This window comes from Streptococcus parasanguinis, assembly GCF_001578955.1.
In the GTDB taxonomy this organism is placed as follows: Bacteria; Bacillota; Bacilli; order Lactobacillales; family Streptococcaceae; genus Streptococcus; species Streptococcus parasanguinis_U.
On sequence record NZ_KQ969693.1, the window covers coordinates 17,060 to 43,785 of the forward strand.

Annotated in this window: 15 protein-coding genes and 2 pseudogenes; 3 read left to right on the top strand and 14 right to left on the bottom strand. The window is 43.6% G+C overall.

Translation table 11 applies throughout. The features are described from left to right. Positions 1-1,117, bottom strand: a 1,117-nt coding sequence (gene tgt / locus SPADD19_RS09765; RefSeq protein ID WP_061455931.1) for a tRNA guanosine(34) transglycosylase Tgt, incomplete at its 3' end; no start/stop codon positions are given. A 150-nt stretch (positions 1,118-1,267) separates the two neighbouring features. On the opposite strand from tgt, the gene SPADD19_RS09770 reads away from it, so the two are divergent. Continuing rightward, entirely contained in the window at positions 1,268-2,137 is an 870-nt protein-coding gene (locus SPADD19_RS09770; protein WP_023920182.1) for a DUF975 family protein, read from the top strand. Between the two features lie 57 nt (positions 2,138-2,194). Here the strand turns inward: SPADD19_RS09770 and SPADD19_RS09775 are convergent, their stop codons facing one another. The 6 genes from SPADD19_RS09775 to SPADD19_RS09805 all read right to left on the bottom strand — a co-directional run bounded on the left by SPADD19_RS09775 (position 2,195) and on the right by SPADD19_RS09805 (position 18,643). Continuing rightward, on the bottom strand, positions 2,195-2,647 hold the full coding sequence (locus SPADD19_RS09775) for a CoA-binding protein (RefSeq protein WP_021154247.1): 453 nt from the start codon (positions 2,645-2,647) through the stop codon (positions 2,195-2,197). 71 nt (positions 2,648-2,718) lie between these two features. Then, entirely contained in the window at positions 2,719-5,364 is a 2,646-nt protein-coding gene (polA, locus tag SPADD19_RS09780; RefSeq protein WP_061455885.1) for a DNA polymerase I, read from the bottom strand. A gap of 257 nt (positions 5,365-5,621) precedes the next feature. Further along, the gene (locus tag SPADD19_RS09785) at positions 5,622-7,085 is read right to left on the bottom strand and encodes an alpha-L-fucosidase (protein ID WP_061455886.1); all 1,464 of its coding nucleotides are present in this window, start codon (positions 7,083-7,085) and stop codon (positions 5,622-5,624) included. Positions 7,086-7,857: 772 nt separating this feature from the next. After that, on the bottom strand, positions 7,858-9,756 hold the full coding sequence (locus SPADD19_RS09795; protein WP_061455888.1) for a G5 domain-containing protein: 1,899 nt from the start codon (positions 9,754-9,756) through the stop codon (positions 7,858-7,860). Between the two features lie 78 nt (positions 9,757-9,834). After that, positions 9,835-17,991 carry an isopeptide-forming domain-containing fimbrial protein gene (locus tag SPADD19_RS09800; RefSeq protein WP_061455889.1) on the bottom strand — a complete coding sequence of 2,719 codons (8,157 nt, stop codon included), beginning with the start codon at positions 17,989-17,991 and terminating at the stop codon, positions 9,835-9,837. Between the two features lie 61 nt (positions 17,992-18,052). Next, positions 18,053-18,643, bottom strand: coding sequence for a TlpA family protein disulfide reductase (locus SPADD19_RS09805; RefSeq protein WP_061455890.1), 591 nt, complete (start codon positions 18,641-18,643; stop codon positions 18,053-18,055). Between the two features lie 662 nt (positions 18,644-19,305). Between SPADD19_RS09805 and SPADD19_RS11830 the strand changes: the two are divergent. Next, positions 19,306-19,555, top strand: a pseudogene (locus tag SPADD19_RS11830) (hypothetical protein); the annotation flags it as partial. Here the strand turns inward: SPADD19_RS11830 and SPADD19_RS09810 are convergent. The 7 genes and pseudogenes from SPADD19_RS09810 to hisS all read right to left on the bottom strand — a co-directional run. Beyond that, positions 19,552-19,773: pseudogene (locus SPADD19_RS09810) on the bottom strand (anthranilate synthase component I); the annotation flags it as partial. The pseudogenes SPADD19_RS11830 and SPADD19_RS09810 overlap by 4 nt on opposite strands. Positions 19,774-20,359: 586 nt before the next feature. Then, positions 20,360-20,722 carry a DUF1304 domain-containing protein gene (locus SPADD19_RS09815; protein WP_021154237.1) on the bottom strand — a complete coding sequence of 121 codons (363 nt, stop codon included), beginning with the start codon at positions 20,720-20,722 and terminating at the stop codon, positions 20,360-20,362. Between the two features lie 15 nt (positions 20,723-20,737). Next, positions 20,738-21,166 carry a MarR family winged helix-turn-helix transcriptional regulator gene (locus SPADD19_RS09820; RefSeq protein ID WP_021154236.1) on the bottom strand — a complete coding sequence of 143 codons (429 nt, stop codon included), beginning with the start codon at positions 21,164-21,166 and terminating at the stop codon, positions 20,738-20,740. Between the two features lie 268 nt (positions 21,167-21,434). Then, positions 21,435-22,064 (bottom strand): HAD-IA family hydrolase, encoded by a 630-nt coding sequence (locus tag SPADD19_RS09825; RefSeq protein WP_061455892.1) that lies wholly within the window; start codon positions 22,062-22,064, stop codon positions 21,435-21,437. After that, positions 22,061-23,341, bottom strand: a complete 1,281-nt coding sequence (locus SPADD19_RS09830) for an MATE family efflux transporter (RefSeq protein WP_061455893.1) — start codon at positions 23,339-23,341, stop codon at positions 22,061-22,063. Before SPADD19_RS09830 ends, SPADD19_RS09825 begins: the two co-directional genes overlap by 4 nt. A 50-nt stretch (positions 23,342-23,391) precedes the next feature. Then, the gene (thrC, locus tag SPADD19_RS09835) at positions 23,392-24,876 is read right to left on the bottom strand and encodes a threonine synthase (RefSeq protein ID WP_003010885.1); all 1,485 of its coding nucleotides are present in this window, start codon (positions 24,874-24,876) and stop codon (positions 23,392-23,394) included. Positions 24,877-25,056: 180 nt separating this feature from the next. Beyond that, the gene (gene hisS / locus SPADD19_RS09840) at positions 25,057-26,340 is read right to left on the bottom strand and encodes a histidine--tRNA ligase (protein ID WP_003010893.1); all 1,284 of its coding nucleotides are present in this window, start codon (positions 26,338-26,340) and stop codon (positions 25,057-25,059) included. A gap of 170 nt (positions 26,341-26,510) precedes the next feature. Between hisS and SPADD19_RS09845 the strand changes: the two genes are divergently transcribed. Beyond that, on the top strand, positions 26,511-26,726 hold a 216-nt coding region (locus SPADD19_RS09845; RefSeq protein WP_423170614.1), incomplete at its 3' end, for a metal-sulfur cluster assembly factor.

Below are 26,726 nucleotides of genomic sequence, written 5' to 3' on the forward strand. Positions count from 1 at the left end.
AGCCATATTTTTCGACGAAATGCTCACGGAATTCTAAGAGATTGTCATCCATGATGGCTTGACGGACCTGCTTCATGAGGTTGATCAAGAAATAGAGGTTGTGGTAGCTTGTCAAGCGAATGCCGAAGGTCTCATCTGCCTTGAGGAGGTGGCGAAGATAAGCACGGGTGTAATTCTTACAAGTGTAGCAATCACATTCGGGATCTAGCGGTGTAAAGTCTTCTGCAAATTGCGCATTTTTCACCACTAGGCGTCCTTGGCTGGTCATACAGGTACCATTTCGCGCAATCCGCGTCGGCAAGACACAGTCAAACATGTCCACTCCACGAATAACGCCATCAATCAGACTGTCTGGAGCTCCTACTCCCATGAGATAGCGTGGCTTGTTCTCTGGTAAGAGCGGAGTTGTGAAATCTAGTACCGCATTCATCTCTTCATGGCTTTCCCCAACAGCTAAGCCACCGATAGAATAACCTGGAAAGTCCATGCCGACCAAATCTTGAGCAGACTGACGGCGTAAGTCTTCAAATCCAGCCCCTTGGACAATCCCGAAAAGACCTTGATCATGAGGGCGACGGTGAGCCTTTAGGCCACGTTCTGCCCAACGACTGGTCCGTTCGATTGATTTTTTCACATAATCATAGGGCTGATAGAACTGAGGGCATTCATCAAAGGACATCATGATGTCGCTCCCTAGATTGTTTTGGATGGAGATGGCCTTTTCTGGAGAGAGGAACATCTTCGAGCCGTTGAGGTGGTTTTTAAAGGTTACCCCTTCTTCAGTAATATTGCGGGTATCCGCTAATGAATAGACCTGAAAGCCTCCACTATCTGTCAAAATGGGCTGGTCCCAGTTCATGAACTGGTGCAATCCTCCTGCTTTTGCAACTAGATCATCCCCGGGACGAAGCCAGAGATGGTAGGTGTTGGCCAAAATAATTCCGGAGCCCATTTCCTTGAGCTCTTCTGGCGATTGGGTCTTAACGGTTGCCTGAGTCCCTACAGGCATAAACATTGGGGTTGGGAAGGTCCCGTGAGGGGTGATAATTTCTCCCAGACGAGCACCTGTATGCTTTTCTTTTTTGATTAATCGATATTGAATCGGTGAATCTGTCATGGTTACCTCCGTACTGGGAAAAACAGTCCCAGCCTTCTTATTCCTGTCACAGTTTTCCTGTGAGCACCTGTACGATTGTACCAAATTTTACCGGCTCTGTCACGGACTTATGTTATAATAAAAAGTACTACTATGAAGAGAGTGTCATCTATGAACCTTAAACTGATTCGCCTCCGGGCACGTACCATGCAAGTCCAGCAACCGGGCTTAGCTATCCTTTTTGCTCTTCCGGTCCTGTTGACCATTCTTGCTAACTTCCTCTTAAGTGGGCAAGATCTGGTCGATCTACTACCGGATATGACCTTGCAGCAAGCAAGTATCTACATGATCCAGCGGCAACTCTTTCCTTCTGTCGTCTCCTTTGTCATCTCCATTTTAGTGGTCGGTGCGACTTTTAGCTATTTAGATACGATTAATCCCAAGATCGAACACCGAACACGTGTGTTAGATATCTTTAAACAAGATCGCTTTACCTCTGTATTTGCCACCTTGATCTTGAAGCAAGCCGTCCTCTTTTTATGGGGACTCATCCTCTATGTGGGGAGTCTCATCAGCACCTACGCTAGCATTCGATTTTTGGCGATCTACGATAAGGTGGGCAACCCTAGCACTCTGAGTGCTTCCAGTCCTGAATTCCAATCTCTCATGCAACAAATGCCTCTGATGACTGCTGGTGTCATACTTGGCCTGATTGGCCTCCTCTTTTACCTGCCACAATACTACAGTCTTAGCCTGGTCGAATTGATCCTCTATGAGCAATTACGAGACGGCGACTACAAGGGAGCCTTTGGAGTCCTTCGCCAAAGTCGTGAAACCATGAAAGGGTTCCGCAGCAATCGCTTGGTGCTCGATCTAACCTTGGTTGGTTGGTACTTCTTGAATTACTTCACGCGCGATGTCATCGGCTTTTATACCATGCCTTACTTTATCAACTGCCAAATTGCCTTTTATGATCAAATCAAGCAGATTAAACAAGGGCCTCGCCATTTTACAGGCCATCCAAGCCATGAAACTGAATAAGAGTAAGAAGAAAACCCCAGCTTGCTGGGGTTTTCTTCTATGTCAATTGTTTATCATTTATAAACCGTATAGGGAGTCTCCTAAGATCAGTCTGGTATGTTCCCGTTTGATACAGCGGTTCATGACGATATCTTCCCGTCCAGCTCCACGAAGGATTTCTTCTGCTTCTTGATTTTCCAACTCCAATTGTGCCCAGAAAATTTTCGCATCCGTCTCAATAAAATCACGTGCCACATCTGGTAAAAACTCACTGCGACGGTATACATCGACGATATCTACTGGGAATGGGATCTCCTGTAAGCTAGCGTACACCGTTTCTCCAAGGATCTGGCCACCAGCTGCGCGGGGGTTGACAGGAATAATCCGATAGCCTCGCTCTTGCATCTCCTTACTGACACGATGACTGGTCGTATCTTCACGATCAGATAATCCCACTACAGCAATGATCTTGCTGGTTTCTAGGTAATGTTTGATAATGCCATCACTAGGATTGCGAAATGAATAAGCCATAAGAATCTCCTTTTTGTGTTTCTTGTCTTAAGAATTTATATGATACTGGACGTGCTTGTACGACTTCCATTTTATTTGGCTTCATACCATGTCTTGCCTTCGTTTTCATCGGCTTCCAGTGGTACTGCAAGTTCGATAGCGGATTCCATGGTCTCTTTGACGAGTTCTTTGATCGCTACCAGTTCATCACTTGGTACTTGCAGAACGATTTCATCATGCACCTGAAGAAGCATCTTGGTCTTGTATACTCCTCTTTCTAGCGCTTGGTCTAAGTGGATCATAGCAATTTTCAAGATGTCTGCTGCCGATCCTTGGATGGGTGAGTTGATAGCCGTCCGCTCCGCAAAGCCTCGAACATTGAAGTTGCGAGAATTGATATCTGGAATCTCCCGACGACGCTTGAAGAGAGTCTCCACATAGCCTTTGTCACGCGCTTCCCGTACCACTCTCTCCATATAGTCCTTGATGCCAGGGTAGCGTTCGAAATAGGTCTCAATGTAGGCCTTGGCTTCTTTTCGACTGATCCCTAGGTTGTTAGACAGGCCAAAGTCGGAAATTCCATAAACCACACCGAAGTTTACTGCTTTTGCATTGCGACGGTCGTTCGGCGTCACATCTTCTGGTTTTTCAATATTGAAGACGCGCATAGCGGTCGATGTATGGATATCTGCCCCATGCTGAAAGGCGTCAATCAAATGCTCATCTCCCGAAATATGGGCCAAGACGCGCAATTCGATCTGTGAATAGTCCGAACTGAGCAAGACACTGTTTTCCTCTTCTGGGACAAAGGCTTTACGAATGAGACGACCTTGTTCCAAACGGACAGGAATGTTTTGCAGGTTGGGATCCACACTGGACAAGCGGCCTGTCTGCGTTAAATCTTGCACATAGCGGGTATGGATTTTCCCATCTTCCAAAATCCAGTCTTGAAGACCAATAACATAGGTCGACTGAATCTTGGCAATTTGGCGGTATTCAAGAATCTTAGACACAATCGGTGCAATTGGAGCCAGGCGTTCCAAGACATCAACGGCTGTTGAATAGCCGGTTTTGGTCTTCTTGGTATATTCAAGAGGGAGTTCCAATTTTTCAAAGAGGATGACCCCCAATTGTTTTGGAGAATTTATGTTAAATTCCTCTCCAGCAAGCTCGTAGATTTCTTGAGTCAAACGCTCCAAGACCACTTCGTTTTCCACCTGCATATCTTGGAGGGTCTGGCGCTCTACCTTGATCCCCGCGATTTCCATCTTGGCCAAAACAGCTGCTAGTGGTTGCTCCATATCATAGAGCAAATCTAGTTGGTCATGGGCTTGCAACTGCTCCATCATGGGCTCTTCGGTATCCAGTAGAACAGCGACTTTCCGTGCCAAATGCTCTAATAGGACCGTCTTTTCTGGGATAGCTTTTTTGGCTCCCTTGCCATAAACGACTTCGTCCAGCGGCAGCGCAATCTGACTATAGAGACTCGCAATGGTTGAAATTTCATTGTCCTCTACGGTCGACAAGAGATACTTGGCCAATCGACTGTCAAAAGCTGGATTTTGAAGGGAAATGCCCAAGTGGCTGAGCAAAACCTTGGCCCGCTTGAAGTCATAGACCTTGAAGGGCGTTTTTTCGAGAAATTCTTTGAAAATCGGTGTTTGTAAAAGACCAGTATCTGTACTCGCGTAGAGCTGACCTTTGGTCCCCCATGCGAAACCGATGATGGGTTCCGTATGGTAATTGTCCCCAAAAATCTCAAAATGGAAGAAAGTATCTTCCGTGAGCATATCTGAAGTGACTTGCTCAACTTCTGTATAGTCAATGGCTACAGGAGCCGCCTCTTCTCCACTGAGATCCAAGGCCTGACGGAGTTGCTTGAAGCCCATCTCCTCATAAAACTTGGCGAGATTTTCTAGATGGGGGCCCGTATAGGTGATATCATCCAGGCCAATCTCAATGGGCGCATTGGTATCGATGGTCGCGAGAGTCTTGGACAGATAGGCCTGCTCCTTGTCGTTGATGAGGTTTTCCTTCATCTTAGAAGCTTTCATCTCATCGATATGCTCGTAAATACCATCGAGAGAGCCATACTCTAGGAGTAGTTTGATCCCTGTCTTTTCTCCGATCTTAGTAACACCTGGGATATTATCCGACTTATCTCCCATCAAGGCCTTGAGGTCGATAAATTGCTCTGGTGTCAGACCCATTTTTTCTTTGAGATAGGCTGGAGTGAATTCTTCAAACTCTGCCACCCCTTTTTTGGAGATTTCAACCACCGTATTGTCATCCGTCAGCTGGATCAAATCCTTGTCCCCAGAGACAATGGTGACTTCAAATGGCACCGAGGTAGTTTCTGCCATCTTACCCAGCGTTCCAATAATATCATCCGCTTCATACTGAGCTAGCTCATAATGGCGGATTCCCAAATGATCCAGTTGCTCACGAATGAAAGGAAACTGCTCGCGGAACTCATCTGGAGTTTTTGCACGACCCCCTTTGTAGTCAGCATACATCTCCGTCCGAAAGGTCGTCTTTCCTGCATCAAAAGCGACGAGGACATGGGTTGGTTGGATGCGCTCCAAGAGATGACTCAACATGAGATTAAAGCCATAGACCGCATTGGTATGCAGACCATTGGCATTTTTGAAGCGATCAATTTGATGATAGAGTGCGAAAAAGGCACGAAAAGCGACGGAAGACCCGTCGATGAGTAGTAATTTATTCTTTTTTTCCATAGGCCTATTATACCACGAATCACAAGGTCTCTGGTACATAAAAACTCTACCCTTTCGGGTAGAGCCTTCTTTAGGAGTTTCTTATGAAAAATGAAGAGAAGTGTTTATTCACCGTAACAAGAACCTTGTTGTGGCAATTTCTTAAAGCGTTTTGGATAATTAACTGAGATTTTCATTTTCTGTACCTCATTTCTTATTGGATGAGTACAGTATACAAGAGAAACCTAAACGATTCCTTATAGAAAGCTTCAAGAAAACTAAAAGCTGAGGCGCAAAACACGCGGTTGTTTTTTGCTGCAAGCTGGTAACTGAAGATGGAGCCCTGTCTCATCTTGGCTCCAAGAAAGGGGCTGACTTTCTCCAAGGAGCTCTAGCTTTTGAATGCGCGCATGAAGAATTCTCGGTTGCTTGAGATCATAGGCGAGAGACGGTAAGGCCAACTCTTCTATCCTTCCACTTGGTTCCAGCTGGATAGCATAAAGAAAACCATCACGCATGGTATAGCGGAAATCTTGGCTGGTATAGAGTGGCGCTTGCCCATCTGAGAAGGAACCTTCCTGGGCCTCGGTCGGTCCGTCTGATGACACACGCCAAGGCCGACTCTGATAAATGGCTTCTCCATTTACCGCCAGCCAGTCCCCGATCTCTGTGAGGATGTCTTGGTCTTGCTCAGGGATCGTGCCATCTGCCTTGGGTCCAATATTGAGCAGAAGATTGCCATTTTTTGCCACAACATCAACTAAATTTTGTAGCAATTCCTTACTGGTCTTGTAGGCTAGATCCTGGGTATAGCACCAAGAATTACGGGCAATCGCGGTATCCATTTGCCACGGAAAGGCTTGCGTCTCTCCGTATCCTCCCCGCTCCATCTCAACGATTCCTGAACCGAAAGGGAGGGCATCCTGTTTGTAACAAACAGCCACCTTGCGATCCTCTTGTGCTGCTAGATTGTAATAATAAGCCAAAAAGCGCATCAAGTAGGGACGGAAACTCTCATGCTGGATCCACCAGTCAAAATATAGGAGCTCTGGTTGGTAGTCCCGCACCAGTTCACAGGTTCGCAAAAGCCAATCTTCCAAGAATTCTTTGCTTGGATAAGGCTTGGAAGTCAGATCAAAATGATCCTTGGGCTCTGGCTCCGCTGGCCAATAAAGACTGTCTCTTGGGACTTCTTGCGGAATGTCACTAGTGAATTCCTTGCCATGTGAAAAGAAAAACTGGTGTTCTGCCCGGTGAGAGGACGTACAGAAGTGCAGGCCACGTTTTTCTGCTTCCTTCCTCAGCTCTCCTAAGACATCTCGTCTCGGCCCCATTTCTAAGCTATTATAAGGCGAGAGAGTAGAGGCATACATCTGAAAACCATCGTGGTGCTCCGCAACTGGAAAAAGATACTGGGCTCCCGCTTTTTGAAAGAGATCTAGCCAAGATGCCGGATCAAAGCGATCGGCTGTAAAAAGAGGAATGAGATCCTTGTAGCCAAAGCCGGCCTGGTCTCCAAAATGCTCTCGATGATAGTCACAACAAGGATTCCCTTGGATATACATATTTCGCGAATACCATTCTGAACCAAAGGCAGGTACACTGTAGACGCCCCAGTGGATAAACATTCCAAATTTGGCATCCCGATACCAATCCGGACAGACTTGATGGCTAAGAGAGTCCCAGGTAGGTTCAAAAGGACCTGACTGGACAACTTGATCAATCTCTTCAAGGCTTATCATTCTCTTCTCCTCTTTTCTTGTTACTACCTCTATTGTAACGAGAAAGCCTCGTTTGTAAAGACAAACGAGGGGAATGTTTAAAATAGTAGACAACATCCTAAGATTAGTAGTGAGGAAATCTACGATTGGATAGAGTGCTCCCCATTTTTTCTTTATATCAAAGTAGCAGTGTCTTGTAAAGTCGTAGGTCTCAATGGTGCTAGACGTTGCTTGACAAGCTGGCAAGATCTCTGTTTTAGGTAGAATTTTACCAAAGTATGTGGACCACTAGACATTGGGTATTGAAAACAAAATTACTATTATTCAAGACAAAAGAGGTAATGTTCTACGAGCATTATTTGGGATTGGTATGAGTAAGGCAAGTTTTAAGGTGGTAATTTTAGTCAACAGTAAGAAGATTAATGGTTACACCATTCACAATGACGCCATTGACCCCCATCGTCTGTCGGGCAACTCCAAAAACTGTTCATTTATCTTCAACTATTCTCGGCACCTTCAGACCTTTTTGAGTAATATGGCTATACAAAATCTTCTGGAAGCTGAGAAGCAACTGGTCATCCTCTGAGTTCGTATTATAATAACACCTTGTTTCAATGAAGCTCTTTTAGCATGCTCTTTTATGGCTCAATAAGTAATAAAAATAAGACAGCAACATTAGAATAGCTACTGTCTTATCTCATTTTATACTTAAAGTCTTGATAGACTTGACAAATGGTAGAAGAAGGGAGGACTATTTTCGGGTTCACCTTTCTATAGTCATGGTTTCTCTTTCTCAGCCTTTCTTCTTGCGGCTAAGGAATCCGAACATGCTCAAGACAGTTGCACCAAGGAGGGCTAAGATGCCTGTACCTTGTTCACCTGTATTTGGTAGAGCTTGCTTGTTTTCAACCACTGGACTAGTGGATGGACGATCCAATGCTACTACCTTGTCAGCTGGTTTAGCAGGGTCTTCCTGTTTACCTGGGTTAACCGGTTTGACTGGATTTACCGGATTCACTGGGTTAACTGGGTTCACCGGATTTACTGGCTTGACTGGGTTTTCTGCTACACCGTAGTAGATAAACTCATCAATTGGCTCAACAAGCACCTTACGCTCTAGTTCTTTACGTCCAGTTTCAACACCATCTGTATAGGTGATCTCTTCAACGATCAGAGCTTGACCCTTCTTACCAATTGTCACGCGACGTTCTTCACCCTTAGCAAGTGCTGGGGATTCTTTACGGATGACCTTATATGGTAATTCAAGAGTTTGTTCCACTTTCTTGGTTGTAACAACTGGTACATGTGCTTTCTTAGTGCCGACTTCGATCACTTCTTCAACTGGTTGTTTGGTGACACTTTCGCTCTTCACGACACGACTTGTTTCAACTCCGTCTGTGTAGGTCACAGTATAGACAATCGCCTTTTCTCCCTTTTCACCTGGAGTTTTCACATTGCGTGTGCCTTCTGTTAGCTCAGCATTTTCAACTGTACGGCTGATGAATGGAATTTCTTCCTTCTCTGTGACTTCAGAAGTGGTTACGACTGGAGCTTTCTTAGTGCCCACTTCAACCACTTCTTCAACTGGTTGTTTGGTGACACTTTCACTCTTCACGACACGACTTGTTTCAACTCCGTCTGTGTAGGTCACGGTATAAACGATGGTACGTTCACCTTTTTCACCTGGAGTTTTCACATTGCGTGTACCTTCTGGGAGAGCAGGGTTCTCTTCTTCACGTTTTGTGAATGGAATTTCTTCCTTTTCTGTCACTTCCTTAGTTGTGATCACCGCGGCTTTCTTGGTGCCAACTTCGATGACCTTATCAACCGGTTGTTTAGTGACCGTTTCGCTCTTCTTCTCGCGTTTGGTTTCGACACCATCGGTCAAGGTAATCGTGTAGACAACAGTCTTCTCACCATTTTCCCCTGGAGTCTTCACGTTACGTGTACCTTCTGGCAAGTCAGGATTGGTTACGGTCTGTTCTCCATAAGGGATTGGTTCAGTAACTGTGATTTCCTGAGTGGTCACAACAGCAACCTTCTTGGTGCCCACTTCAACCACTTCTTCAACTGGTTGTTTGGTGACATTTTCGCTCTTCTTCTCGCGTTTCGTTTCTTTACCGTCGACATAAGTAACGGTATAGACAATGGTCTTTTCACCTTTTTGACCAGGAGTCTTGATGTTGCGTGTGCCTTCTGGAAGATCTGCATTCTTTTCCTCACGGCTGGTGAACGGAATTTCTTCCGTCTCTGTCACTTCTTTCGTCGTTTCAGTTGGGGTTGGAGGAGTTGGGGTAGTCTTACCTAAGGCAGCGTTTGCTCGAGCAACCAAGGCGTTGTAACGAGCTTCTAATTTAGCTGCAGAAGCTTGACCTTCAGGACTTTTGACACCGTTTTTAACGACGGCAAGTCCAGTAGCCAGCTCATTGATGCTATCCTCTAGCAAAGCCTTCATATCCTCATCAGAAGGATCGTCCTCATAGGCTTGAATGTCTCCTTCAAATTCATTCAATTTATTAGTGAAATTAACAACCAATTTCCGTTCTTCTGCATCTGGAATTTCTTCGTCTTCTCCTGGTGTTTCAGCCAAAACGGTTGGGATAAAGTTTGGGACTGTATAATGCGCTGCTACTCCCAAAGCATTTAAGGCAAGAACTGAAATCCCTAATTTAATTAACTTTTTTCTACTCATGATAATTTCCTTTAAAATTATACTAACAATACCGCAAGAAGAGGAGTAAAATATTTTACCCTCTTCTAGCAATATGTGTTATTGCTCCTTCTTGCGTTTCCAGATAAGAAGGCTAGCCATTCCCAACATGAGGCCACCCACAAGATTCAATACTGGAGAATCAACTGCTGCTGTCTTCGGTAAGATTGGTTGTGGTTGTTCTGGGACCTTCGGTGTTGGTTTCTTAGGTTTTGGTTTATCTGGGATTGGAGCTGGTGGCAAGTCACCATTCGGTGCCGGTGGAATCACTGGCGTTGGAGGTGTGTATGGACCAGGTGGTGGTGTATTTGGTGCTGGTGGGAATACCTTCACTTCGTAAGTTTCTTTTGGTTTATGGTTGAAGCTTACTTTTGCAACGTTTGGCACACCATTGTCGACGTACTTGCTAACATCGACGCCATCTTTGAAGCTTGTGTACAAGACAAGACGGAGGGTGCTTCCTTTGAGGGCATCTAGAATAGTTTCATCTGTGATTTCAACAGTTACTAGATTTGTTGCTTCATCATAGGTGACAGTTGCAAAGGCGCTCAAGGCATCACCAGTAATTTCACCACGTTCATTAGAAACTTTGCTTAGATTTTCAACTGCCTTATCAAGTTTCGCTTTCGCTTCTTCTAGGCTCTTGATTTCTTGTTCAAGTTTCTCTTGAGCTTGTTTTTGATCAGCTGATGTTGGAAGTCCACCTGACTTATCAGCGTTTTCTTTCAGAGCTGTCAATTCATCTTGAGCCGCTTTCAAGCTTGCTTCAAGTGTTGTCACAGCTGCTGCTTTTTCTGCTGATTCTGCATCTTCTGCTGCGGCAGTCTTGGCAGCTGCTACTTGCGCTGTCAAGTCAGCGACTTTAGCTTCTGCTGCAGCTACTTGTTCTGCAATTGAACCAGTAGTTGGTTGACCAGCAAGGTCTTTCAACTCTTGTTTTGCCTGATCAAGCTTGGCTTGAAGCGCTGCTTGGATAGAAGCAAATTGAGCATCTTCAACCTTGAGGGCAATTTTCTTCACTTTCAGAGCTTTATCGATCTCATCTGAGAAGGTCAAGTTGGTCAATTTCGTCTTGACGTCGCGACCGTATTGGTCTTTGACTGGATTGCCGTTCTCATCTTTTGGATCGGTTGGAACTGGAGTAGTGATGTCGAAGCGGAAGAGTTCGCCAGCTGTCTTCAAGCGGTAAACAGAGCCTGGTGCTGAACCATCCTCTGGACCAACAGTTTTTTGTGGTCTGTTTGGATCTGGATCGCGTGGTTTTTCAGGATCACGTGGTTTCACCGTCACCGGCTTAGATTCCTTGTTTCCTGATTGACCATTGCGGTCCTTGAAGGATACAGTCGCCTTATTTGGAACAAGTTGTTCTGCATAAGGTGTCAAATCGCTACCTGATTTGAGTTTAGATGGAATGTACAATTGAATTTCTTTGAAGCCTTTGAGGCGAGCAAAGTCTTTCACTGTCACGGTAACAGTGTTACCTTCCACTTTCGTTTCAAGAGCTTCTTTGGCATCGTAACCATCGACGTAAGCCACTGGTGTACCCGCGATTTCCAATACTGGTTCAAGGGTATCTGTTACAGTGAATTCTTTATACTTGTCGATATCTGCAGGCAATTTCGTGTTGACATTGTACATGTAGCCAGCATCGTAGTCTACATCCAAGTGATCCAAGGTACGATTGATCTTCTTAGAAATTTCTGGTTCTGGTACTTTCGGTACAACAACCGGAACGGTGTTAGAGTCTTTCTTCAATCCTGGATTGTTATTAAGGATGTAAGATGCTGTATTTGGTACTGTGTAGCCACGATCTGTCAGATAAGGAGTAAGATCTGCGTCGGCTTTGACTTTGGCCTTGAAGGTTACTTGTACTTTCTTACCAGCGCTTGATTTCACTGTTGCTTCTGGGAAGTTAACTGTCAGAGTTTGTCCGTCAGTTGTGACAGTAGCATCAGTTGCTTTACCATCAAGAGTTACGTTTGCAGTTCCTTCAAACTCTAATACAGGATCAAGAGTATCGGTTACTGCGAAGGCTGTTGCATCTTCTGGCATCACTGTGTTGATCGTATATGTAAATACTTCATCACGGTCTCCAAGAAGGGCTTCAGCTGCACCATTGACTTGTTTTTCAATTTCAGGCTGACCTGGGTTTGGAGGTGTTACTGGAACTGTGTTAGAGTCCTTAGTTACACCTGGTTTGTTAGGGAAGTCTACCTTGTAGCTTGCCTTGTTTGGAACTTCCGTCTTACCATCTTTAGTGATGTAAGCTGAGAGATTTGCACCATCCTTAATCTTAGCTGTGAAGCTCAATTTAACAGCTTTACCGCCGTTAGCTTTGACTTGTGCTTCTGTAAGAGAAAGGGTGATGGTTTGACCTTCCACTTTGATTTGTTCTGGAGCGATTGCTTCTCCGTTCAAGCTTGCACTTGAGGCACCAGCGAATTCTAGAACATCTACCAAGGTATCGGTTACTTCAAAGGCTGTTGCGTCTGTCGGTACAGTTGTGTTGACATTGTAAGTGAAGGTATCGTTACGGTTTACAAGGGTTTCAGCTGGTTTTTCGTTGACATCCTTCTTGATCTCTGGTTCTTTCGGAGTTGGAGGAGTAACTGGGACTACATTAGAATCTTTTCTAAAGCCTGGTTTATTAGGGAAGTCCGCAACGTAGCTTGCCTTGTTTGGAACTTCCGTCTTACCATCTTTGACGTAAGCTGAAAGGTTTGCGCCATCCTTGATCTTGGCTGTGAAGCTCAATTTCACCGCTTTACCAGCGTTGGCTTTGACTTGGTCTTCTGTAAGAGTCAAGGTAATGGTTTGGCCGTCAATCTTGATTTGTTCAGCCTTCAATTCTTTGCCGTTCAAGCTTGCACTTGAAGAACCAGCAAATTCGAGAACATCTACCAAGGTATCGGTTACTGCAAAGGCTGTTGCTGCTTGAGGCACTTCTGTCGTTACATTATAAGTAAAGACTTCATCGCGTTTGTCAAGAGTCGCAGCTTCTTTGTCGTTAACATCTTTCTTGATTTCTGGCTCATTTGGTGTTGGAGGTGTTACCGGAACTTCGTTGGAGTCTTTGTTCACCTCAGGTTTGTTAGGGAAGCCAGCTGTGTAGCTTGCCTTGTTTGGAACTTCCGTCTTACCATCTTTGATGTAAGCTGAAAGGTCCGCATTTGCTTTAATCTTAGCAGAGAAGGTCAATTTAACAGCTTTACCACCGTTAGCTTTGACTTGGTCTTCTGTAAGGGTCAAGGTAATGGTTTGACCTTCAATCTTGATTTGTTCAGGAGCAAGAGCTTCTTCGCCAAGAGTTGCAGTTGCACGACCTGTACCATCAGCGAACTCAAGAACATCTACTAAGGTATCCTTAACCGCAAAGGCTGTTGCATCTGCCGGTACTTCTGTATTTACATTGTAGGTAAATTCTTCAGTAGCTGTCTTCAATGTTTCAGCTTCTTTGCCGTTGACATCTTTCTTGATGCCTGGCTCATCTGGTGTTGGAGGTGTTACCGGAACTTCGTTAGAGTCCTTATGGTATTTCGGATTGTTGTCAATATCATAAGAAGCTTTGTTCGGAATTTCAGTTGTACCTGCAGGGGTGATGTAAGCTGCAAGGTTTGCGCCATCCTTGATCTTAGCCTTGAAGGTTACTTCGATAGACTTGCCAGCATCTGCTTTCACAGAAGCTTCTGCAAAGGCAATCTTGATGGTTTGATCTTTGACTGTCACAGTCGCTTTCTTACCAGCGTCTTTCCCATCAATCTTCACAGTTGCAGATCCATCTTTACCTACAAATTGCAAGACATCTTTCAATTCGTCAGTAATTTCAAAGATCGATGCATTAGCAGGCATTTCTGTTGCAAGAGTATAGGTAAACTCTTCATCACGTTTCGCTAATTCGTAACGTTCTTGACCGTTGACTTTCTTCTTCAACTCAGGTGTTGTGGTTGGAGGAGGAGTTACAGTTACAGGAGTTGATTCTTTCTTAGAATCTGGGTTGTCATTAATGATGAAGCTTGCAGTATTTGGCACTAAAGGCTTATCTCCAGCTGGATTTGGATAAGCAGCTAGAAGGGCATCATATGAGACATTGTCTTTGATCTTAGCCTTGAAGGTAATATGAACAGCTTTACCAGCATATTTCTTCACTTGGTCTTTATCAAAGGTTACAGTGAGTGTTTGACCGTTGGTTTGAACAGTAAGGTCTGTTGCTTTTTGGCCATCCACTTCGATAGTTGCATCTCCATCAAAGGTTAATTCATTAACCAGTTGGTCTGATACTTCAAACTTATCAGCAACTTCAGGAACTTTCGTGTCGACTGTATAAGTAAAGCTTTCGCTAAATTTATTCAAGTCAGCGTGTTCTTGATCGTTTACTTTCTTCGTGATTGGTGGAGGAGTAACCGTTACTGGTTTTGTTTCTTTCTCACCTTGCTGGTCGTTCTTATTGGTGTAAGTGATTTTAGCTTTGTTTTCAATCGCTTCTGCAGTTGATTCTTTCTTCACTTTCGCCTTAATAACGAGTTCAACTTCTTTACCAGCGTAGTCGCCAGCATTTTCAAAGTCCTTCATCGTAGCCGTTACTGTTTGACCAGTTACTGTTACCGTGAAGAATTTGTTAGCTTCACCAGCGATTGTTGCTTCACCGCCTTGGAGATTTTCATCCAAGGTATCCGTGATCACAAATGATTTGTAAGAAGTGATATCGTTTGGCAATTTAGCCTTGATGTTGTATGTGTAGTCTGTTTCAGCTCCGATTACGGCTGTATCCAGCTTCTCATTGATTTTCTTCTTGACAGTTGGTTCTGATGGAGGAGTAACCGTTACTGGTTTTGTCTCTTTCTCACCACTGTGGTCGTTCTTATCAGTGTAGCTGATTTTAGCTGTATTCGGGATCTTAACACGAGTTACACCATCATTGATCTTAGCAGGAATTTCAAGTTCAACTTCTTGACCTGCAAGATCCGCAGCAGTTGCAAAGTTCTTCATCGTGGCCGTTACTGTTTGACCTTGAACTTCGACGTCGAAGAATGCTGCTGCTGCACCTTTAATGACAGGTTTTGTTTCACCTTCATTGATGACAGACAATTCATTTTCCAAGGTATCTGTAATCACAAATTTCTTGTAATCTTTAATATCTGTTGGAAGTTTTGTCTTGATGTTGTATTTGTATTGTTCTCCTGTTGGGATATCCAAGTGATCAAGGTTTTCATTGATCTTCTTGGTTACAGGTGGAGGAGTAACATGAACTGGAGTTGATTCCACTTCTTTGTCCACATTGCTCTTGTTTGTGTACTCAACTTTGGCTTTGTTGTCGATGACTTTACCTGACACGCCTTGCTTCACTTTGGCAGGGATAATCAACTCAACCGTTGAGTATTTAGCAAGGTCTTTAAACTTGCCTGGTTTCACAGTAGCTGTAACAGTTTGACCGTTCTTTTCTACTGTGAAGAGATCCGCAGCATCTCCCTTAATAGTTGCTTCTCCATCGAATTCCAAATCGTTATCAAGCGTATCGCTGATGACAAATTTCTTATAGGAAGAAACATCTGCTGGAATAGCTGTTGAAATGTTGTAGGTATATGGTTGACCTTCGAAGGTTTGGTAATCTTCTAAAGTTTCATTGATTTTCTTCTCTACCGTTGGTTCTTTTGGTTTCGGCGGAGTAACCGTTACTTCATTAGAAGTTTTCTTGATGTCGTTCAAGGCAACATCTGCCTTATTAGGCACCTTGATGGTTCCGTTCTTCTTGTACTTGCTCAAGTCAGCATTTGGACGGATCTTAGCCTGGAAGACTAAGTCAAGTTTTTTAACTTCGTCGCCACCACGACGGTTGACCAAACGTGTCAAACGATCCATATCAGCTTTATCCAAGCTGATTTCAACAGTTTGATCTTTTAAGGTCGTCGCCTTAGTGAGGGCTGCGTAAGTTTTTCCATCAATAGTTGCTTTGATGGTGCTTTCTTGAACTTCCAATTCTGGAACGACTGTATCAGTTACAGTGAACTTGTCAGCTGTACCTGGCCATGGAACAGACACCTTGTATTCGAAGAGTTCATCTTCTGTCGCAAGATCCGCATGTTCTTTTTCGTTTACTTTTTTCTCGATGTCAGTTGACAATGGAGGTTTTACATAAACAGGGTTTGAACGACGGATGGTGCTTGGCTTGTCTGCTGTCTTAGCGTGAGGGTCTGGGTTTGGAGAATCATCTTCACCATTCCACATGATATTCCCTTGGTTGACCAAACCAAAGCCGTTACTGTCTTGAAGAAGAGCTAAGTAATTCTTACTTGCTTGGTCCTTGCGGAATTCTTCTTTCAATTTAACCGTAATCTTAAGTTCGGCTTGTTTCAAGACCAAATAGTTGTAGTCTGTCCCGTCGCTTGGCACATCTGCCACAACAATGTCGCGTTCGTTCCCAGCACTGTCTTGGCCTTTCACGACACGAGTTTTTAGTGGACCATCAGGACCAGTCGCTGAGCTACGAACCACTTCCAAGCGGTAGTCCAATGGGTCGGTTAACATAACGTTCTTCTTGAATTCATAAGGAACGTTGTTGAAGTTGTAGTTTACTGTATACGTAAATTCTTCAGCTTTATCAGACAAGTTAGCTGCATAAGCTGGTTTTTTAGTCAATTGAAGTGGGTCTTCAATGGTACCTGTATCGTTGCTAAGATCTTGGTCTTCGATCTTCTTGGTCGCACTTGGGTAACAGTATTCAAGTTTTTGAACTTCTACTGTTTCGTTGTGACCCCCAATTGTTTGAGTTTCGAAGTCACCAACCTTAAACTTACCAGTCAACTCAGGAACTTGAACTTGTTCTTTAGTTGGTTGGTAACCCGCAGGAGGATCTTGTTCATCATCTTCGTCCACTTGTTCGGCATGAGCTTCTTTACTCAAGTCGTAGTCGAAGTTGTTCTTACCAGGGTTGAAGACACTTTCTGGAACAGAGATGGTAACCTTGTCACCATTCTGTTCAATCTTACCACGGATTTCCTTGGTAGAATCTTTGACTTCAGAAACAATCTTCTTCCCATTGATTCGAACAGCATCTACCTTGTAACCTGGAGTGACATCAAATTCACCCTTGATATCTTCCTTGACCAAGGCAGCCCCAACAGATTCCAAAACGCGAGCTGAGAATTTGTCGATATTGTCTTGTTCATTAACATAGAAGGAAACGTTTTTGCCATTTACTTCTTTATCTGGAGAAGCCATCCCTTGGAGGGCTTCATGGAAGATTTCCTGAACAGAACGGTTGTCTCCGATATTAAAGTAATTACCGAAACCATTCAAGTAGACATCGTAGTACTGATCCTTATCATTGTTAAACAGTGCTACGTCTTCCCAGAAACCTACAACTACAGTTCCGTTTGGCCCAACCACTCCTTTAAGAGTGTTCCCAGCATCTTTTACTTCGTTTACACGACCAATGATGTCTTGGGAAGCTTCAGAAAGTCGGTCATAGCTCCATGCTTTTTGAAGTTTTCGATTTCGAGTGCCACTATAGTCAATTCGAACCTTACCATCAGCGTCACGTTTCCCGTTGGCAACACCATCGGTAATCACAAGGAAGACTGTCTTACGCTCGTTGGCCATGCTACCTTTATTAGCGTTATACTGTGCGATAGCATCTTCGATGGCAGGAACTGTTGGAGTTCCCCCCCCTACACTGATGTTGTCGATGAAGCTGTGGATATCATTTTGATTTGTCGTCAAACCAGAAGATTTGTATTGATAATCATATTTTGCACCCCAACCACCATATACATCTGGTTTACCTGTAAAGGTATCGTTGTTGTAATAATTGTATCCATCTACACCTTGGAAGCTAGCAACCATGACACGGTCTGATGTATCCGGATCATCAGTCTTGACCAAACGAGGATTGTTCTCATCGTAGTCTTCTTCACTGACAAATGTCGTTAAGGTCTTCAAGGCCTTCTGAACACTTGGGATGGTGTTTTTGAACGATCCACTCGCATCCTGCAAGATGACCAAGTCAATTGGTTTTCTTGGGAGTCGCCAGTGAATTTCTTCTGTCTTTTCAATCTTGCGCGAACATCCGTTTTGTGTGATCTTGGTGTTCTTGTTTCCTTGCGTGGTAACAATGTTCTCTTCCGCTCGGGCGTGAGTTACAAGAGCGCTTGTTAAGTTTGCAGGCAAAGACATGAACAAGATTGCAAACAACATGAAAATCTTTTTACAAAAATTTTTCATAATCTCCTTGGAGCTTTTCGGAGCTCCGTCCTCCTTTTTTTATTTTTCTCTTCTATAGAAGTTAATTGTTTAGTAATGTTTCTAACGCTTCCTCAAACTCCTCTTGGTCTAAGTAATCGACAGCCACTCGGGTGACTTCTTGATCCTTGTCCACGAAGTAGATGCTAGGAATCGTTTGGACTTGCAGAGCATCTGCAGCAGATTGGTCGCGATCGTAATAGTAAGGGAAGGTAAAACCTTTATCCTTTATATACTGATCGGCAGACTCTTTGGTCTCCTTGCCCTTTTCCATCATATTCAGCATCACAAAATTGATCTTCTTCCCATATTTCTCATACATCTGCTGAACAATTGGAAGTTGCTTTTGGCAGTGCGGACACCAACTAGCCCACTCTACAACGAGCATCGGTTTCTCATACTGGTTGGAACTTTTCAGTTCTTGATCCTTCTGATCCGTCATTTTAAATTCTGGTAGTTGTTGACCAACTAGTTCAAGAGCTGTATTCTCTCTACTACTCGCTGTTGTCTTTGCACTATCCGATATACCTGAACTCTTGTTCCGAATAGGACTGTTGTAATACAACAAACCTATTGCTGACACAGCTATGACTCCCACTGCTAGGAAGGGGAGCCACCATCTATCCCTTTTCATAAAATCTCCTTTTTATTCTCGCAAAAAATGTTCTCCAGTATACTCATAGGTACCTTTCTCCTTGGAGTTTCATTTTTTATCTATCTTGTCTTACTTTCTTCGTAATGATTGATATAATTAGTCAAATATATTACATAGATTACAAGACAATTACACTTTTCTTCATTCTATCACTTATTGTCATTTTTTCAACAAAAATAAACTATTATGTTTGTTAAAATTTTTAGTTTTTTATATTTTGAAACTTAACATACATTAAATCGTCTGACAATTGTCTGTTTCCATTTCCAAAGCGCTATTTCTTTTCTTTTGTTTAATTGATCAAATAAATATTTTTAATATTTGTAATATTTTTATTATTTCTTTTTCTCGAGAATGTAATTTTTTTATTTTTTCCCCTCTTGGGGTTTCAAATCCGTTTTTATAACACTAAATGTTTGTTTATATTTCTATTTTTGTAGCTTTTTAGTCAACAAAAGGCAATTTTTTGAAAAAAATTGTAGGGATTTCTCACTTTTTAACATTCTTGCACTTTCGTTTTTTTTTGTTATCGTTCTGTTATTTGCTTGGAGAAAGGCGTGTTAGCTCCCCTTCTGACAAGGAATTGCCTCAACTGAGTGAGAGTTTGAGATCGTTCTCACCAAGGAGCACTCACTAAATAAGGTAATCCCTATGTTAGAAAAATCTTGTTCAAGTGCATTAGCTAGCCCTACCAATCCTTGCCCTATCGCTTACTTCTACGAGAAACGAAAAAGGCAATCACCAATAGCTTCAACTAAGCCACAAGCGATTGCCTCTATACGTCGTCTCATTTGGACAGTGTATTGCCTCATTATGCATAACAAACTTTACGATTATGCTTCAACTCAAAATCGATATAGCTATCTACGCCTTATTATTGTAACACCTTGATTCAAAAGGTCCAAAGGATCCTCTTCAACAATTTGATCATTGTAATAGAGGACGCCATGTTCAAACTTGACTTCACTGACCGGCCGATAGTCTACAATTGAAAAATGTGCATTCTCTTTTTCACGAGGGATCGACTCCAAGATCATTTTATGGGGCGCATCCAAACGCATATAAGCCAAAATTGGACTCAACACATCAGCAGATAAAACTTTTTTCATATCAGAAACCTCTCTTCTAGAACTCTTATATTCTAATGAATTCAACCGCACCCTGCTTCGCTTGCTAAGGCGATTAAGGTTATCCCATCGCTCTGTTTGCGCTTTGGGATCAATGTGCCTAAGCTCGCTTCGCTCGCTAAGGCTATTAAGGTTATCCCATCGCTCTGTTTGCACTTTGGGATCAATGTGCCTAAGCTCGCTTCGCTCGCTAAGGCACATAGAAAAGCCCTCACACAAAAACTGTGTGAGGGCGTAGTGTCCGCGGTGCCACCTCTTTTATAGGGAAAAATAGCTGGTCTTTCCCTACATCTCTATCTCCTCTATCAAGGAGTTGCACGGTAAGGGGTGCCAACCGAATTCACATGGGTTAGAATTCATTGATCATAACAGTCCAATTTTCATCAGTCGCTATTGCTTGTTCACAATTCCCACAAGCTCCCTGAAAATAGCTGACTCATTACTTTTCTGTTGCTACCATTATAACCCTTTTTCTTAGAAAGTCAATAAAATTTTTAGTCTTTTTTTATACTTTTTTCTACACTAATTTAATAAAATCAGCTTAAAGAGCCTTAGTGGCCCGTCCTTTTTATCCCAACAATAGGATACTCAATAAAGCTAAAATTGCAGGACCACCTTGGGTCAAGATAATCTTTTTATTGGCTGTCATCGCACCGTAGGCTGCAGCTCCAATAATAAAAAGCACAAAAATCGTAACAACTTCACTATTTTTAGAGACAAACAATCCATACAAGAGGAAGGCACCAATCAAGGCATTGTAGATTCCTTGATTCTTAAATAAAGAGGTCACAGATGGGCGAGCGAGTTCTTCTTTATCCATGTTGAAAACCCGACTTGTGGTATCAGATGTGGTTCTGATGCTCTCCAAATAAAAAATATACAAATGCTCCAGTGCAGCAAGACTTGCTAAAATAATCGTCAGTAATGACATCGTAGATTCTCCTTTTTATTCAACTGTTATTTGTTCAATGCCAGATACTAATTTGTCCAGCAGGTAAGAAAATTGCTCTTGTTCTTGAGCAGTCAAAATCCGACTCATCTGTTCTTTCACCGCCACATGATAGCAAGGGGGATGTTTGACCAAACGATTATAGGCCGTATCCGTCAAATGAATTAAGATTTCCCGCTGGTTTTTTGGATTTCGACTCCGATGGACAAATCCTTCCTTTTCTAATATTTTGAAATGCCGGGTTAAAGCCGCTGGATCAATCTGCAAGCGTTCCTGAACAGCGATCTGATTGCAAGGCGCTTGTTCTAATAAATCCTGCAATATTTGGTAACGCGTTAAGCTAATCCCTAGTCGCTTTTCAAAGAGTTGCGTAGTTGATTGATCTGCCAAACGTAGTTGGTAGAGCAAATCATTTATTTCTGCCATATTCCTTCTCCGTATTATTTTTGATAAATCAATAATTGATAAGTCAATTATAAACTTTTTCTTCTATCCTAGCAAGAAAAAGAGCTTGCACTGTTTTTTCACACAAAAAAAGCCGCCTGATTGGGCGACTCTTAGGGAGATTATTATGAAAAAGAAAAGTTTTAGGATTTTTCTAAACAAAGTTAGGAGGTCTTTGTTTATGGTTCTATTATAGCGGACATTTCTTAAAGAAAGCTTACGACTTTATTTCAAAATGAAAACAAATTCTTTACAGATTCTTTTCAGCGTTTAAAATAGCTGGGATATCTAGTAAGGTGTTCATCTGATGATTACCTTGATAGTCAGACGTCAAGAAATTGATACTCTGAATCTGGCTATTTCTTGCAAAGTCAATATCCAGGCTCCGATCCCCAATATAGTAGGTCTTTTCTGGCTCCAACCCGTACTTCTCCATCAGATACATGGCAGCTTCTGGGTCAGGCTTGCGGGCAAAACCACTTTGACTGGTCAAAATCTCTGTAAAAAAAGATTCCAAACCCAAATCCCGTAGGATGACAAAAGCATTCTCTCCCTTATGGGTATAGACAAACTGCTCAATTCCAGCTTCTTGTCCCCAAGATAGGACTTCACGCGCCCCATCCATCAGAAGGACCTGGGCATTTTTCTCCGCTAGACTTTCTGCTCGGCGATGATTCAAGTCGGTCACATCCAGATGATACTCCTCCGCCACAGCTACTAAAAGATCTTGAACCGAATGCTTCAAGATGTAGTCTTTAATGCTGGCTCGATCAAAGGGAAGCTGATAAGTTGCATAGGTCTCCTCAAGACCTGCTAAAATAGCATCATAGGAATCCAGCAAAGTTCCGTCCAAATCCCAAATAAAGGCTCGTTTTGTCATTTTTTCTTCTCTCCTACTTTTCGTCTATAGAGCTGACTCAAAAATAGCCAACGGAAACCATTGTCGAGCAGTGTCCCCGTCCAGACCCCTGGAAGGCCAAAGCCAAGGGTTACTCCAAGCAGATAACCGGCTCCAATTCGAATGACCCACATGCCAATCGTCGTCGCATAAAATGGAAGCTTCCCATTTCCCAAGCCTTGCCAAACAGCTGTATAGATGACCGTTCCTGCTGTAAACGGCGTTCCCAACAAAGAAAAGAGGACAACCGATAAACTAGCTTCTACTGCTTTTGTATCTTGTGTGTAGAGATGGGTTAGAAGAGTGCCACCGAAAAAGATTCCCAAGGCAATGGGTAACATGAACACGAAGGACAACCAGTAAGACTGCTTTCGAAGGCGGGCAATCTGCTCAAGATCACCTTCACCCAGGCTCCGTGCTACGAGCATGACCGTCGCTGTGGCCACCCCAAACACAGGCATGTAGTTAAACTGGGTCAAGGTCTCTCCGATGGCATTTCCTGCGACTGCCTCGGTCCCAAAAGCAACCACGATCGCAATGATTACCACATCTCCAGCCCGCATCATCAGCCGCTCTCCGGCAGCTGGAAGTGCTAAGTTCAAGAGCTTACGATCCAATCCCCAACCAAGGGGTGCAAAAGGTAGCTGGACCTTTTGCCACAAGAGGATGACGCCCACCAGACGGGCCAGCACCGTCCCCAAAGCTGCTCCGACAATGCCCCAACCAAAAAGGAAAATGGCCACAGAGGAGAATAGAGCATTCAAAACATTGGTCAACAAGCTCACATACATAGGAAGACGTGGATTGTTGGCCACCCGAACCAAGGAGCCCAAGGTCGTCATCAATCCTAAGAGAACTATGGTCCCGCCAACCAAGGAAAGGTAAATCCCCCCGCTTTCGGCTACTGCAGCTTCAGTCCCCAACAGCGAAATCATCTGGCGTCCAAATAACAGCGAAGCCCCTCCTAAGAGAGCACTCAACAGTAAGGTCACCTTCAGTGACTCTGTCGCATGGTAGGCAATATTATCTTGATCTTTTTCGCCCAAGCTTTTGGACATGACACTGGCAACTGCCGCACCCAGTGCCAAAAAGATAGCCTGATAGATGGTGATGATGTTTCCTGCGACGGAAACACCTGAAATGGCAATCAAGCCCAGGTGAGCCACTAAATAAGAGTCCACCATGCCCATCAGCATTTGTAAGAAATTTTCACCCATGGCAGGAAGGGCGATGTTTAAGATTTTTTTGTATGAATTCATGAGTATATAAAAGAGCCAAACGGCTCTTTTGATCTTTCTAATACAGAGAATTAAAGTCCCAAGTAGTCTTCTACGGCTGCTTGCATGTCTTTGGCTGCCACGCTTGTACGATGGCGAACCGGTGCAGTTTCAAGGCCGTCTACAGCCGGTGGTACAGGAACACCTGAGAGTGTGTGTAATTTAGCCAAGGCTTCGAAATCGCCTAGACCTGTCTCGCCTGTCACCGCTTCTACTGCTACCACTGGGAATTTATAAGGACTTGCTGTAGAGGCAATGACTGTTTTAGCAGTATCCCCTGTTTGGGTCCGGTATTTTTGATAAACGGCTGATGCTACGGCTGTATGAGGGTCTTCGATGTAATCAGACGCTTCATAGACCCGCTTGATCTCTGCAGCAGTTTCTGCTTCATCTGCGTATGCAGCCGCAAACAAATCTAAGATGTCTGCATCAAAGTTGGACAACTGGTACTGACCTGTTGCAACGAGGCTTTCCATCAACTCTTTAGTCTTTGTGGCATCATTGCCAACCAAGTGGAAAATCAAGCGTTCCAAGTTTGAAGAGACCAAGATATCCATCGATGGACTGGTGGTCACCTTGAACTCACGTTTCTTATCATAGACATGTGTTTTGAAGAAGTCTGTCAAGACATTGTTTTCATTTGACGCACAGATCAATTTCCCAACTGGAAGACCGATTTGTTTGGCATAGAAAGCTGCCAAGATATTTCCAAAGTTTCCTGTTGGGACGGTAAAGTTGACTTTTTCTCCCGCTGTGATTTGGCCTGTCTTAACCAATTGAGCATAGGCGTATACGTAATAGACAACCTGAGGCACCAAACGGCCAATGTTCATAGAGTTGGCTGATGAGAATTGCATCTTATTGGCTGCTAATTTTTCACGGAGCGCCACATCATTGAACATGTGTTTGACATTGGTTTGGGCATCGTCAAAATTTCCATCGATCGCGATGACATGGGTATTGTCTCCAGTCTGAGTCGTCATTTGCAATTCTTGCACCTTGCTGACACCATCTTTTGGATAAAAGACAATGATCTCTGTTCCTGGAACATCAGCAAAACCTGCCATCGCAGCTTTTCCAGTATCTCCAGAAGTCGCCGTCAAGATGACAATTTTATTTTCCAAACCGTGCTTTTTAGCTGCTGTTGTCATAAAGTAAGGCAAGATCGACAAAGCCATATCTTTAAAGGCAATGGTTGAACCATGGAAGAGTTCCAAATTGTATTGCCCATCGAGTTTGACAAGCGGAGCAATAGCTGGAGTATCAAACTTGCTGTCATAAGCATGAGAAATACAGTAGTCCAACTCTTCTGCTGTAAAGTCGCCCAAAAAGGCTGACAAAACAAGCTTGGCCACTTCTTGATAAGAGGCATCTTTGAGGGTATCAAAATCCAGCTCTACTTGAGGATAAGAGACTGGAGTAAACAAACCGCCATCTGTCGCCAATCCTTGAAGGATGGCTTGACTAGCTGTTACAGTATTCTTTTCATCTCGTGTTGATTGATAAACTAATGTCATGACTGATTCATTCCTTTACTAGTAGTCTTCTCATTATATCATAAATGTCAGAAAATTTAACGGCTTTTCGCCAAATCTTGGCAAAGGTCGGTAAACAGAAGCTAGATAAAAGAGAGCAGGCGCAACGACTTTGCTCCCACTCCCATGCGAATCTGTTTTACAGGTGTCTGTAAGACTTGATCAAGCCAATCCCAACTCTGCTAAAACAGATGGGAAGTCTTTCTTCAAGCTTTCAAGAGCTACCGTTACTTCTTGACGAGTTTGGTTATTTTTCACAGTAACTTGACCGCTCTCAACTTCACTACTTCCTAAGGTAATCAAGGCTTTGGCCGCAAAGACATCTGCTGACTTAAATTGGGCCTTGAGTTTGCGTCCAAGATAGTCACGTTCTGCCTTGAAACCTTGGATTCGAAGGGCTTGAACCAAGCTAAGCGCTGCTTCATTGACCTCATCTCCTAGGACGGCGATATAGGCATCTAGGCCTGTTTCGATCGGCAATTCTATGCCTTTCTTTTCAAGAACGAGAAGGATCCGTTCCACACCGATACCAAATCCAAAACCAGCTGTCGCAGGGCCACCGAAGTATTCAACCAAACCATCATAGCGACCACCTGCACAGACTGTCAATTCATTGCCTTCAATTTCTGTAATGAACTCAAAAATCGTGTGGTTGTAGTAATCCAGGCCACGCACCATATTGGTATCGATGACATAGGCTACCCCCAAGTCTTCTAACATCCGACGAACCGCATCAAAATGCGCTTGGCTTTCTTCATCCAGATAGTCTAGGATGGAAGGAGCCTGTTCAACCGCGGCCTTGTCTTCTTTTTCTTTTGAATCCAAGACACGAAGCGGATTTTCTTCTAAGCGACGTTGGCTGTCCTTAGACAATTGATCCTTCATTGGCAAGAGGTAATCAATCAAGGCTTGGCGATAAGCCTGACGACTGGCAGGGCTTCCCAAGGTGTTCAAGTGCAAGGTTACATTGTCAATCCCTAGTTCTTTCAAGAATTGCGCTGCCATGGCAATGGTTTCGACATCCGTTGCAGGATTGCTCGATCCAAAGCATTCTACCCCAATTTGGTGGAATTGACGCAAACGACCTGCTTGAGGACGTTCGTAGCGGAACATTGGGCCTATGTAATAGAACTTACTTGGTTTTTGTACCTCAGGCGCAAAGAGTTTATTTTCTACATACGAGCGGACAACAGGAGCTGTTCCTTCTGGACGAAGCGTGATATGACGGTCTCCCTTGTCATAGAAATCATACATTTCTTTGGTAACAATATCCGTCGTATCCCCTACTGAACGACTGATGACTTCATAATGTTCGAAGATCGGTGTGCGGATTTCATCATAATTGTATCGCGCAAAGACCTTGCGTGCAAAGCCTTCTACATATTGCCATTTCGCTGAATCGCCGGGAAGGATATCCTGGGTCCCTTTTGGTTTTTGTAATTTCATAGCCTTCATCCTTTGTCTTACTTTTGCCTCTATTTTACCACAAATTCGAAGAGAAATGGAGGCTGGACCGCATTTCCTTTGTCCCACACGTTTAAATCATCGTTCTCTTCTTGCCTTATCAGCCGAATTATGAGAAAATGGAAGCCATACTACACTGAAAGGATCTTGCGATGAGAGAGGATATCAAAATCAATGACCGCGCCCTGGCACTAGAGAAGTCGTTAATCGAAAAATTGGAGCTTGTATTTGATACCGATGTTGAGTTAGATGTCTATAACCTAGGACTGATCTACGAGATCCATCTAGATGAAGCCGGCACTTGCAAGGTGGTTATGACCTTTACCGATACGGCTTGTAGCTGTGCTGAGAGCCTTCCGATCGAAATC

What these genes read in the sequence shown, in the direction of transcription:
- SPADD19_RS09770 (WP_023920182.1), top strand. Translation starts at nt 1,268, where the DNA reads ATGAACCTTAAACTGATTCGCCTCCGGGCACGTACCATGCAAGTCCAG.
- SPADD19_RS09775 (WP_021154247.1), bottom strand. Translation starts at nt 2,647, where the DNA reads ATGGCTTATTCATTTCGCAATCCTAGTGATGGCATTATCAAACATTAC.
- polA (WP_061455885.1), bottom strand. Translation starts at nt 5,364, where the DNA reads ATGGAAAAAAAGAATAAATTACTACTCATCGACGGGTCTTCCGTCGCT.
- SPADD19_RS09785 (WP_061455886.1), bottom strand. Translation starts at nt 7,085, where the DNA reads ATGATAAGCCTTGAAGAGATTGATCAAGTTGTCCAGTCAGGTCCTTTT.
- SPADD19_RS09795 (WP_061455888.1), bottom strand. Translation starts at nt 9,756, where the DNA reads ATGAGTAGAAAAAAGTTAATTAAATTAGGGATTTCAGTTCTTGCCTTA.
- SPADD19_RS09800 (WP_061455889.1), bottom strand. Translation starts at nt 17,991, where the DNA reads ATGAAAAATTTTTGTAAAAAGATTTTCATGTTGTTTGCAATCTTGTTC.
- SPADD19_RS09805 (WP_061455890.1), bottom strand. Translation starts at nt 18,643, where the DNA reads ATGAAAAGGGATAGATGGTGGCTCCCCTTCCTAGCAGTGGGAGTCATA.
- SPADD19_RS09815 (WP_021154237.1), bottom strand. Translation starts at nt 20,722, where the DNA reads ATGTCATTACTGACGATTATTTTAGCAAGTCTTGCTGCACTGGAGCAT.
- SPADD19_RS09820 (WP_021154236.1), bottom strand. Translation starts at nt 21,166, where the DNA reads ATGGCAGAAATAAATGATTTGCTCTACCAACTACGTTTGGCAGATCAA.
- SPADD19_RS09825 (WP_061455892.1), bottom strand. Translation starts at nt 22,064, where the DNA reads ATGACAAAACGAGCCTTTATTTGGGATTTGGACGGAACTTTGCTGGAT.
- SPADD19_RS09830 (WP_061455893.1), bottom strand. Translation starts at nt 23,341, where the DNA reads ATGAATTCATACAAAAAAATCTTAAACATCGCCCTTCCTGCCATGGGT.
- thrC (WP_003010885.1), bottom strand. Translation starts at nt 24,876, where the DNA reads ATGACATTAGTTTATCAATCAACACGAGATGAAAAGAATACTGTAACA.
- hisS (WP_003010893.1), bottom strand. Translation starts at nt 26,340, where the DNA reads ATGAAATTACAAAAACCAAAAGGGACCCAGGATATCCTTCCCGGCGAT.